Genomic DNA, 9,874 nt, shown 5'->3' with positions numbered 1-9,874 from the left:
GCTACGAGAAGCGCGCCTACATCTACCTAGGCACCGTCACCCTCGCAGCCCTCCTCATCTGGCTCCGCACATGATCCGAGAAACAGTGCCTAGTAGTGATGGACTCGGCGAGTTCGGCGCCTTCCAGCATCGCGAGGTTCGCGCCCGCCCCCAATGGGGGCATCAGGTGGGCGGCGTCGCCCAGTAGCGTCACCCCGGGGACGTGGGTCCAGGTGTGGGACACGGGCAGGACGTGGAAGGGGCGGTGGACGAAGGCGGTGCCGTGGCGGAGGAGGTCGAGGACGGGAGCGGCCCAGCCGTCGAACAGGGCCAGCAGGCTCGATCGCACGGCCTCGACGTCGGCCAGGTCCAGGTTCGCGTGCCAGTCCAGCGGCGCGCGGAATTTGGTGTACACCTTCACGTGGCCGCCGCTGTTGCGCTGGGCGACGAGGCTTCGGTTCACGCCGTACACAGCCACGGAACCGTCGCCGATCAACCGGGCGAGGTCAGGGTGGCGGGTGTCGACGTTGTCGAGGGAGGTCTCGATCGAGGTGACGCCGGTGTAGTGCGGTGTCACCAACGAGACCGCCGGGCGGACCCGGGACCAGGCGCCGTCCGCGCCGACCACGAGGTCGAACGCCTCCTGTCGCCCGTCCGAAAAATGGACGAGTACGCCGTCCCGGGTCTCCGGCACCACCTGCGTCACGCCCCGGCCCCACTGGACGTCGAGAGGGCCGAGCAGCAGGTCACGGAGTTGCCTGCGGTCGATCTCGGGATTGGCCCGGTCATCCGGACGGGGTCGCCAGTCGCGCAGGACGGTCCCGTCCGTGTCCAGGATGCGCATGGCCTGCCCCTCGGGGCGAGACAGCGCCTGGAACTCCGCCAGCAGCCCCGCCTTGTCCAGCGCGAGCTGGCCCAGCCCTTCATGCAGGTCCAGCGTGCCGCCCGGGGGGCGGGCGTCGGGGGCGGGATCGCGTTCGAGGACGGCGACGGGGTAATCATGGCGGTGCAGGACACGGGCGAAGGTAAGGCCAGCAGGACCGCCCCCGACCACAGCGATACGACGTCTCATGTCGATACACTGTATTTCTCTATTGCTCTGCATCGCAACAGAACGGTGTGACCATGACTGTGTGGGACCGGCCGGAGCCACCGACTCGCCCCGTGCCGCTCGACCGGGAGCGGATCGTCGCCGCCGCCATCGCGCTGGCCGACGAGGGCGGGCTGGAGGCGGTGTCGTTGCGCAAGGTCGCCGCCCGGCTGAACGCCGGCCCGATGCGGCTGTACGGATACATCTCCACCAAGCAGGAGCTGTTCGACCTCATGGTGGACGAGGTCCACGCCGAGATCCTCCCCGAGGAGCAGCCTGGTGACTGGCGGGAGGCGTTGCGCGTCCTCGCCCAGCGCACCAGACAGGCCGTTCTCCGTCACGATTGGATGGCCGACCTGCTCGGCGGCCGCCCGACCCTGGGTCCCAACGGCCTCGCCGTAACCGAGGCCAAGCTGGCCGCCCTCGACGGGCTCGCCGACATCGACACCGTCATGCGCGCCGTGGAGACTGTCAGCTCCTACTCCACCGGCGCGATCAGGCGCGAGATCGCGAACCTGCGGGCCGAGCGCGCCACGGGCCTGTCCAAGCAGGACTGGCGGCGCGCCTCCGGCCCGCATGTGACGAGGATGTTGGCCACGGGCCGCTTCCCGGCACTGGCCAAGGCCGTGCACGACAGCACGGACGTGGACGCCGAGACATCCTTCGCGACCGGCCTGGACTGGGTCCTCGACGCCGTGGCCGCCAAACTCACCCGGCCACCGGCGTGACGCTCAGCTCTTGCCGAATGTGAGCAAGATCGGGGTCGCGCGGATCGACCGTCGGTGAGCGACCCGTCGACGTGCAAAGCCGCTGCTTTGATGTGCGGCTCAAAACCGTCACGGACATCTACGCGACGCGTCGCCTCAGTTCAGAGTCCCCCCACACACATCGAGAGTCGGTAAAGGCGACTTCTCCCCCGAGGACTGTGACGACCACCTCGCCCGCCGGCTCACCCGCGACGGCGAACCGCTTATCAGCGAGGAGATTCGCCAGGTCATCACCGACCGCTCCCACGGCCTGCCGCTCTATCTCGACCTGTCGGTGATGCGGTTCCTCGAAATCCGTCGCACCGGCCATAACCCCGCCCCGGCCGACTTCGACCACGACTTCCCCGCCCTGATCGCCCGCACCCTCTCCGACCTCACCGCGCCCGAGCGGCACGTGCTGCGCTCCGTGTCCTTGCTCGACGCCTTCGACCTGCCGCTCGCCGCGCAAGCCGCCGGCCTGGCCCACGAGGCGCCGACACTACGCCTGATCGAACGCCCCTTCGGCCTGTGGCCCTACCACCTGCACGGGCTGATCCGCTCCACCCTCCGGGACGCCGACGATCACACCGACGACCGCTGGTCTGCGCGCGACTGGCACCAGGCCGCCCAGCGGACCCTCACCGCGCTGGGCGAGCAGTGGACCGCCGGCTCCTCGTGGGCTGCCTGCGCCAGGGCCTCGCCATCGCCCGGGACCACAACCTCGATCTCGACTGGCTCACCGACGCCGTCTGGACCTACGTCGGCGATTCCGTCTGGGAACCGGTCACCCCACCCGCCCCCGGCGCCCGACACACCCGCCGACGCCCTCGTGGAACTCCTCAGCACCCTCACCCGCCGCCAGCACGAACACCGCGCCCGCACCGTCAGCCGGCTCACCGCCGTCCTCGACGCCGACCTGCTGCCCGCCGACCTGCAGGAAATGGCGCTCTACTACCGCGCCAAGTCCCTGCGCGACACCGGCCGTGCCACCGAATCCCGCCGGGACTACCAGCAGGTCGCCGACCAGGGCGACCGCCTCGCCCCAGCCGCCCGCCGCGGCCTGGCCCACGCCGCACGCCTGGCAGGCGACTTCCCCACCGCACTCGCCACCGCCCAGAACCTCGGCTGGGAAGGCCGCCACCAACGCGTGCTGGGCGACCTGTACTGGCTCCAGGGCCAACCCGAGCGCGCCGCCGCGGCCTACCTCGCCGGACGCACCGAAGCCGAACAGCACGGCAAGGCCGCCCACAACCAGGCCCTGCGCGCATTCGCCGTCGCGCTCTACGCCCCCGACCAGGCCACCGCAGAAATCGACCTCGCCCACCAGCTCCTGGCCGGCCTCAACCTGCGCGCCACCACCCTCAACGTCCGCCGGGCCGAACTCATCCGCGACGCCGGCAGCACCAACATCGACGATCAGATCACTACGCTGCGCACCGAACCCGATACCGCCGGTCTCGCCTCGCTGGCCCCCGCGATCGAGCTGGCCGGCGCCTTCCACCACGCTGTTCTCGACGATCACACCGCGCTGAACGCCACCCTCACCCGGCTGCGTCAACAGACGTCCGCCGAAGATCACGCATACTTCGTCGACATCGCCCAGTTCATGGCCGACCTGCCTGTCGATCAGACTTCCGCAGTCCGGTGGCTCGACAGTGAACAGCACACCCGCAGCCGCTGGCGTGGCCTGGTCATCGCCCGGCAGGCGCACCTGCACACCGGGCGCTGACGAAAGAAGGGGGCCGTTTCCCGCAGGAAACGCCCCCAGCGTCCGAGGCGGCGCGGGTTGATAAGGATCTCCGAAAAAAGGCCAGTGCTGCTCTTCACTCCTCAGGCGGTTGCCGCTGGCACCTGAGACGGGCTTTCTGCCGCGGGCCCAGCGCAGTCCAAGTAGGGTCCTGGTATGCCGTCTTCCACTGCCCCGAAGCCGGCCACGCCTCGGGGCGTGCTCTCGTCGCTGCCGCGACCGCGTACACGTCGCCAGCGGCTCACCACGGCTCTCGGAGGCAGTCTCGCCGTGATCGCCGGTGGTACGTGGCTTCTGCTGGGCACCGGACCCCGACCCGGCGACCACGCCCCCATGGCCATATGCGCCATCGACGGCTTCACCCTGACCCTGCGGGCCGACCTGGACGCTGACGGACACCTGGACGAGATCAACGAGGTCACCAGCTCAGTGGTCTTCCAGAAAGACGATCACCGGACCATTGTCAAAGTCGACGCTGCCCGCGGATCCTGGCAGAAGCTGCGAGGCGCATGGAGGAAGGACATGAAGACGCGGGGAGCCTTCGGCGACTTCGACGGCGACGGTTACCTCGACCTGGCCGTCTTCTACAGCCAGCGCAACAACGGCGACGCACCGCAGCACAACATGGTGGTACATGAGGTGCATTACGGGCCTCTCGCCCGCGACCTGAGCAGCGACCGGACCGGCACCATCCGTATGCCGTCATCGTCGTTCGTGTACGAAGCACGGGCCATCGACACCAACCACGACGGCCGCGCCGAGCTGGAGGTCTTCCAGTCGACCGGGGACGGCGGCGTCTCCCGCCGCATCGGCCGACAGGACAGGGGCGGCGTGTCCGTGAGCCGTGAGGAGACCGGATTCTACGGGGAGTCGGACTTCCCCGCCCGCTACCCCGACGCCCTCGGCTACGGCGCCTGCGAAGATCGCTAGCGCCCCAGCTGACGGACTCCCCCATGGGGAGCTGCAGCGAGCAAGTCCGTCCTGCCCATGAGCACCAGGTGAGAAGATTCCGAAAGCCTCATCAGGGTCAGGTGGGATTCAGCGGAGTGATGCCGGTACCCGCGTACAGCTCGGGTTCCAGCGACAGGACCGTGATGGGCTCTCCCGCCTTCACCGCGTGCCAGGCGATCACAGCAGCGTGGGCCACCGGCCAGTCCACGTTTGTCCAGTCCATCGCATCCACCGCATGAGCTGCGGTGAACGGAACGTTCTCCGCGAACCGCAGGGATGCCGCGTGCCTGCCCGCGCCCGCAACCTGCCGCTCGGCAGCCAGCACCGACAGCGAGGGGATGATGACCCGGCCGGTGCCGCGCGAGGCCTCGATATAGAGGCCCGTGAAGAAGGAGTCCGCGCGGTACAGAGCGGCCAGAGCCGTGTGGTCCAAGACGGCCGTCAGATTCATGCGGCGGCGCCGCCCTGATGGGCGCGGACCTTCGCCCAGGCGTCCTGGCCGGCTTGCTGGACCTGGTCGGTGTACTCGATGCCCAGCTCACCGGCAGCCTCAACAGCCCGCTGCTCGCGTTCGGCGGCCGTGGGTTCACGGGTGGCGAGCTCTGCCAGCAGCTCGGTGATCGTGGTGCCGCGCTCGGCAGCGAGGATACGCAGCCGGTCACGCACTTCCTCGCTGGTCTTGATGCTCGTCGGCTTGCTCATAGAGCCGATTCTACCGCCGGTAGACATTGCGGGAGTCGCTTCGCTGAGCATGCCGTCATTCCTGGCCACCGCGCCGTCATCGCGCGGGCGAAGCAATCGCTGCAGGGGGACCTGCTCGCCGAGGCCGGCCCAGCAGCACCGGCGAGCTCATCGACTGCGCGCTGCCGCGATCCGACGATCATCCCCGGATGAACACCCAAGAACGACGGTACGGCGGTCGGTCTTGAGCCCCCACGGCTCGGGACGGTGCATCAGACCGTTTTCCCCGCCGCCGCGGCTGGGGTGCGCAGTGGGCGTCGGCACGTCGTCCGTCGGCAGCCCGGATCCAGTTCCGCAGCGTCTCGGTGTTCGGTCCACACCCGGGGCGACCCACAAGAACATCGCCGCCGACCTGGGCGTCAACCGGGCCGCCCTGCGCGAGAGGGTACTGCGGGACCATGAACGCCGTGGCAGCCGGCCGCCCAACGTCGGGAGATGGCACCGTCCGCTGATCCGGGCGAGCGGGTCCGGCAGTTGGAGGCCCGGGTGGCAGAACTCGAGGCGAGTGAGTGCAAGCTCGCCACCGAGCGGGACATCCTGCACAAGGCGGCCAAGTATTTCGCCGGAGAGATGAACTGGTAGGGAGCCGCTTCCAGTTCGTCGACGACCATCGGAACACCTACGGGGTGAAGCGGCTCTGCCAGGTCCTGGACGTGAACCGGTCCAGCTACTACAAGTAGCTTGCCGGCGCCAAGGCCCGGGCCGCCTGGCAGTGGGAGGACCGGGTCCTGGCCGAGGAGATCCGTGAGGTCCACGGCGAGTCCGGTGGCGCTTACAGCTCCCCGCGTGTGACCGCCGAGCTCCGCGAGAAAGGGCTGCGGGTCAACGAGAAGTGGGTCGCCCGGATCATGCGGACGTTCTCCATCACCGGGATCCGCCTGCGCAGACGCGTGCGCACCACCGTCCCGGACCCGGCCACCTCACCGGTTGCGGACCTGTTCCAGCGGGACTTCACCGCCACCGAGCCGGGGCGCGACGAGGATTAACCCGCAAGCTCCGCAGAAGCCGGAGGGTGTCGGCCAGGACCACTGTTCGGCAGAGACTCCGTTGGATGCCGGCGTTCAAGGCGGTGGCGGACCGGGCACGGCGTCCGCGAGGAGGGACCGCAGCTCCGGCAGGACGGTCGCGTCGCTGCCGTTGAGCGCCGCCAACGCCTCGCGCCAGTGGTCGACGGCGCCGCGGCTGTCACCCGAGGCATGGAGCACCAACCCGTACTGATGCTGGGCGAGCCCCTGTCCGTACCGGTCGGCTGTTGCGAGCCCGAGCAGGGTCTGGCACTCCCGCGCGGCCCGGTCGAGCAGGCCGAGCCGCCGCAGACTGCGGATCAGACCCACCCGGGTCTCGCGCTGTGTGTTCCAGCTGCCGAGTTCCGAGGGCAGCGCCAGCGCCTCCTCGAAGCAGCGCAGTGCTTCGCCCGCCTCGTCCAAGGAAAGATGGGCACAGCCGATGTTGCACAGTCCCGCGAGTTGCACCACGACGTTGCCCATGGCGCTGCCCGCGTCGATGCTGCGCCGGTGGTACGCGATCGCGGCCGCCGGATCGGTGCGCTCGGTGACGTTGCCCAGGGTGCTCAGCGCGACCGCCTCCTGGAACCTGTCACCGAATTCCCGGGCCAGTTCCAGGCTCTGCCGTAGTTCCACCACGGCCTCGGCGTCGCGCTTCAGTTCATGAAGGACCAGGCCGCGTTTGTTGCGCGTGGCAAGTTGCCAAAGGGGTTCGCCCAACCGCTGCCAGAGCGCGATGCATTCCTCCAGCAGGGACAGCGCGGCATCGAATCGCCCGCTGTCGAAGTGATTTCCGGCGAGGTTGTCCAGCGCCATGGCCTCGGCTCGAAGGTCGCCGGTCGCGCGGGCGATGCCGACAGCGATGCGGCCGAGTGCCGCTATCTCGTCGAACGCTCCACGCCGCCGCATGTAGGTCGGTAGCTCCTGGGCGAGAGTCAGCACCTGGCGCGGTGCGATGTCGGCCCGGACGGCGTACTCGACCAGCGCGAGCAGGTTGGGCAGCTCCCGGTCCCCCCACTCCAGCGCCTCCTGGTCGTCGGTGAAGCCCTCGCCCTCGGGTGCGGCGGCTGGATCCAGCCGGCTGAGGATTTCCGGCGCCAGGGTGATGGCCGAGTGGCGGGCGTCCGCCGCGTACCAGCACAGGGCCCTCTCGGCAGCCCGCTCCCGCCAGCCCGGCTGCTGTTCCGCAACGGCCGCCTCCCGGGCGAAAGTCCGCACGAGGTCGTGGGGCGCGTACCGGCCGAGCCGGATCTCGTCCAGCAGTGCGACGTCCGCCAGCCGGTCCAGGGCCGCCGCCGCCCGGGCCTCGTCGGTGTCCATCAGCCGAGCCATCAGGGCCGCCGAGTACTCCGGCAGGTCCAGCACCCCCAGGCTGCGCAGCGCGTCGGCGGCGTCCCGGTCCTGTCGGCGCCCGGAGTCCTGCAGTGACACATAGGCGACGGCGAAGGACCGGCGGACGCTCAGATCGTCGAGCTCCAGGTGATCGAGGCGCCCTTCCTGTGCGGTGAGTTGTGCCACCAAGGCGTCGACCGGCAGGGCGGCGCGGGAGGTCAGGCGGGCGGCGCAGATCCGCAGTGCGAGGGGCAGCCGGCCGCAGAGGCCGATGAGCCGCTCGGTCGGTTCCGGGTCGAACTCCGCCGTGGACCGCCGCGACGAACCGATCAAGAGGGCGCGGCTGTCCGCCCGCGACAGGGGCTCCAGCCGGACGTGCTCGGAATTCTCCAACGTGGTCAGCGCCGACCTACTGGTCACCAGCACCGCACAGCCCGGGCCGGCCGGCAGCAGCGGTCGTAACTGAGCGGCCGAGGCGGCGTCGTCCAGCACGAGCAGGGTGCGGGTCCGGGCCAGCCGTGAGCGCAGCGCCGCGCCGGCCCCTTCGACGTCTTCGGGTATCAGAGCCGGGTCCACCCCGAGATCGCGCAGCAGCGCCAGCAGCGCCTGCCGGACGGTGAGGGGCGTCAGCCCGGGCGTGGCTCCGTGCAGGCCGAGGAAGAGCTGCCCGTCGGGGAAGTGTTCGGAGGCCGTGCGGGCGACATGGACCGCGAGCGCTGTCTTGCCGACGCCGGCCATGCCGCTCACCACGGCCACCGGGCAGTGATTCCGCTGTCTGGTCAGCACCTCGCGCAGCACGGCGCGGTGCTCGGCCCGCCCGACGAAGTGGACCGCAGCCTGCGGGAGCTGTGCTGGTGCCAGTGCCGGCGCTGCCCGCTTCTCCCGCTCCTCCCCGATCAGGATCTCCTGATGCGCCGCACCGACTGCGGGACCCGGCTCGATGCCGAGTTCGTCACCCAGGGCGCGGCGCAGCCGATGGTGGACGGCGAGTGCGTCCGCGCTCCTGCCGCCGCGGTGCAGCGCCAGCATGAGCTGGCCGTGGAACGTCTCCCGTAGTGGATGCTCCTCGACCAGGCCGCTCAACTCGGCGACCAGCGCGCCCGCGCCGCCGAGCCGCAGCTCCGCGTCGAAGCGATCTTCGAGCGCACGTAGCCGGGTCTCGCGCAGCCGTTCGCCGAAGGTGTGTGCCGCCGAGAGGTCCGGCAGGTCGGCCAGCGGGCTTCCGCGCCACAGCGCGAGCGCGGCGTCGGTCTCCTCGACTACGGCCTTCCAGTCCCCGGCCGCCCGGGCGCTTCGCGCGCGCAACAGCCGGGCCTCGAAGAGCCGCGAGTCGAGTTCGTCCTCGGTGGCGTCCAGCAGGTAGCCCTGCGGTGTGTGCCGCAACCGCCGCCCGTCCGGATCGGCGATCGTGCGGCGCAGCCGCGCCAGCAGGTTGTGCAGGGAAGCGGCAACGGACGCGGGTTGATCCTCGCCCCAGACCGCGGCCCGTAACTCCTCGGCCGGGACAGGACGCCCGTCGTTGAGCAGCAGCACCGCCAGCACGCTGCGGATGCGTACGCCGTGGACGGGCACTTCCACCCCCGCGGCGTCCCGCACGTCCAACGGACCGAGCACCGCGAACCGCATCGCTGTGCCCTCCCGGGCTTCCGCCGCCGTCCCAAGTGGAGCGATCTTCGCGGCATGTTAGCGGCATGTTGCTGGCCCGCGTAAGGCTCGGGTCCCATCAGAACCGAGCCTGTCCAACGCACTACATGGAGTCAGACCATGAAAATGTCCAGGAAGCTCCTCATCGCCCCCGCCGCGCTCACCGCGCTCATGCTCACCGCGGGTACCGCGAGCGCGTCCGGCACCACCATCACCGCGTCCTATGGCGATGGCCACCTGTCCGCGGACAAGTCGGGCGACGACCTGATGCTGTCCGCGCTGGTCGACGACACGAAGGCCGACAGCCATTCGGTGGAGATGGACTGGTCGGTCAAGATCGAAGGCGGCGACGAGTTGACGAGCCACCGGTTCGTCTGGTCGGGCGGCAGCGGATCGGGCGGTAGCGACACCGTGTGGCTGGACCCGTCGACGCTGAAGGGCCACACGAGCGGCTACATCGAGTTCTACATCTGCAAGTACAGCGGCGGGTTCAACAGCGCGTGCACCGCCACGCATTCGTTCAGCTGGTCCATCTGATGACCGCCTGACCTCGGCGGGGGGGGGGGGGGGGGGGGGGGGGGGGGGGGGGGGGGGGGGGGGGGGGGGGGGGGGGGGGGCGGGGGGGGGGGGGGGAGGGGTA

Annotated in this window: 9 protein-coding genes and 1 pseudogene; 6 read left to right on the top strand and 4 right to left on the bottom strand. The window is 70.1% G+C overall.

Annotation, left to right across the window (positions count from 1 at the left end):
* Window positions 1–22 precede the first annotated feature (22 nt).
* On the bottom strand, window positions 23–1,051 hold the full coding sequence (locus ACZ6KY_RS41265; RefSeq protein WP_469315393.1) for an FAD-dependent oxidoreductase: 1,029 nt from the start codon (window positions 1,049–1,051) through the stop codon (window positions 23–25).
* Between the two features lie 53 nt (window positions 1,052–1,104).
* On the opposite strand from ACZ6KY_RS41265, the gene ACZ6KY_RS41260 reads away from it, so the two are divergent.
* The 3 genes from ACZ6KY_RS41260 (at window position 1,105) to ACZ6KY_RS41250 (ending at window position 4,492) form a co-directional block, all read left to right on the top strand.
* The gene (locus ACZ6KY_RS41260) at window positions 1,105–1,797 is read left to right on the top strand and encodes a TetR/AcrR family transcriptional regulator (protein ID WP_469315392.1); all 693 of its coding nucleotides are present in this window, start codon (window positions 1,105–1,107) and stop codon (window positions 1,795–1,797) included.
* A 316-nt stretch (window positions 1,798–2,113) separates the two neighbouring features.
* The gene (locus ACZ6KY_RS41255) at window positions 2,114–3,544 is read left to right on the top strand and encodes a YfgM family protein (protein ID WP_469315391.1); all 1,431 of its coding nucleotides are present in this window, start codon (window positions 2,114–2,116) and stop codon (window positions 3,542–3,544) included.
* A 174-nt stretch (window positions 3,545–3,718) separates the two neighbouring features.
* A complete protein-coding gene (locus ACZ6KY_RS41250; RefSeq protein ID WP_469315390.1) occupies window positions 3,719–4,492 on the top strand; it encodes an FG-GAP repeat protein in 774 nt (257 codons plus the stop codon).
* 97 nt (window positions 4,493–4,589) lie between these two features.
* Here ACZ6KY_RS41250 and ACZ6KY_RS41245 read toward each other — a convergent pair whose 3' ends face one another.
* Together ACZ6KY_RS41245 and ACZ6KY_RS41240 are read right to left on the bottom strand one after the other, a co-directional pair.
* The gene (locus ACZ6KY_RS41245; protein WP_469315389.1) at window positions 4,590–4,964 is read right to left on the bottom strand and encodes a PIN domain-containing protein; all 375 of its coding nucleotides are present in this window, start codon (window positions 4,962–4,964) and stop codon (window positions 4,590–4,592) included.
* Window positions 4,961–5,242 carry a ribbon-helix-helix protein gene (locus ACZ6KY_RS41240; protein WP_469315388.1) on the bottom strand — a complete coding sequence of 94 codons (282 nt, stop codon included), beginning with the start codon at window positions 5,240–5,242 and terminating at the stop codon, window positions 4,961–4,963. Before ACZ6KY_RS41240 ends, ACZ6KY_RS41245 begins: the two co-directional genes overlap by 4 nt.
* 447 nt (window positions 5,243–5,689) lie before the next feature.
* Between ACZ6KY_RS41240 and ACZ6KY_RS41235 the strand changes: the two genes are divergently transcribed.
* Window positions 5,690–5,836 carry a hypothetical protein gene (locus tag ACZ6KY_RS41235; protein ID WP_469315387.1) on the top strand — a complete coding sequence of 49 codons (147 nt, stop codon included), beginning with the start codon at window positions 5,690–5,692 and terminating at the stop codon, window positions 5,834–5,836.
* Between the two features lie 143 nt (window positions 5,837–5,979).
* Window positions 5,980–6,240, top strand: a pseudogene (locus ACZ6KY_RS41230) (IS3 family transposase); the annotation flags it as partial.
* Window positions 6,241–6,315: 75 nt separating this feature from the next.
* Here the strand turns inward: ACZ6KY_RS41230 and ACZ6KY_RS41225 are convergent.
* Window positions 6,316–9,216, bottom strand: a complete 2,901-nt coding sequence (locus ACZ6KY_RS41225; protein ID WP_469315386.1) for an AfsR/SARP family transcriptional regulator — start codon at window positions 9,214–9,216, stop codon at window positions 6,316–6,318.
* Window positions 9,217–9,354: 138 nt separating this feature from the next.
* On the opposite strand from ACZ6KY_RS41225, the gene ACZ6KY_RS41220 reads away from it, so the two are divergent.
* A complete protein-coding gene (locus ACZ6KY_RS41220; RefSeq protein WP_469315385.1) occupies window positions 9,355–9,771 on the top strand; it encodes a hypothetical protein in 417 nt (138 codons plus the stop codon).
* Window positions 9,772–9,874: the final 103 nt, after the last annotated feature.

The sequence above is a fragment of the Streptomyces sp. NPDC042002 genome, assembly GCF_055588305.1.
This window is presented reverse-complemented; position numbering and strand designations above follow the sequence as displayed.

Excerpts from the sequence above, each read along its gene's own strand:
- ACZ6KY_RS41245 (WP_469315389.1), bottom strand. The coding sequence starts at position 4,964 with ATGAATCTGACGGCCGTCTTGGACCACACGGCTCTGGCCGCTCTGTAC.
- ACZ6KY_RS41265 (WP_469315393.1), bottom strand. The coding sequence starts at position 1,051 with ATGAGACGTCGTATCGCTGTGGTCGGGGGCGGTCCTGCTGGCCTTACC.
- ACZ6KY_RS41255 (WP_469315391.1), top strand. The coding sequence starts at position 2,114 with ATGCGGTTCCTCGAAATCCGTCGCACCGGCCATAACCCCGCCCCGGCC.
- ACZ6KY_RS41260 (WP_469315392.1), top strand. The coding sequence starts at position 1,105 with ATGACTGTGTGGGACCGGCCGGAGCCACCGACTCGCCCCGTGCCGCTC.
- ACZ6KY_RS41225 (WP_469315386.1), bottom strand. The coding sequence starts at position 9,216 with ATGCGGTTCGCGGTGCTCGGTCCGTTGGACGTGCGGGACGCCGCGGGG.
- ACZ6KY_RS41220 (WP_469315385.1), top strand. The coding sequence starts at position 9,355 with ATGAAAATGTCCAGGAAGCTCCTCATCGCCCCCGCCGCGCTCACCGCG.
- ACZ6KY_RS41240 (WP_469315388.1), bottom strand. The coding sequence starts at position 5,242 with ATGTCTACCGGCGGTAGAATCGGCTCTATGAGCAAGCCGACGAGCATC.
- ACZ6KY_RS41235 (WP_469315387.1), top strand. The coding sequence starts at position 5,690 with ATGGCACCGTCCGCTGATCCGGGCGAGCGGGTCCGGCAGTTGGAGGCC.
- ACZ6KY_RS41250 (WP_469315390.1), top strand. The coding sequence starts at position 3,719 with ATGCCGTCTTCCACTGCCCCGAAGCCGGCCACGCCTCGGGGCGTGCTC.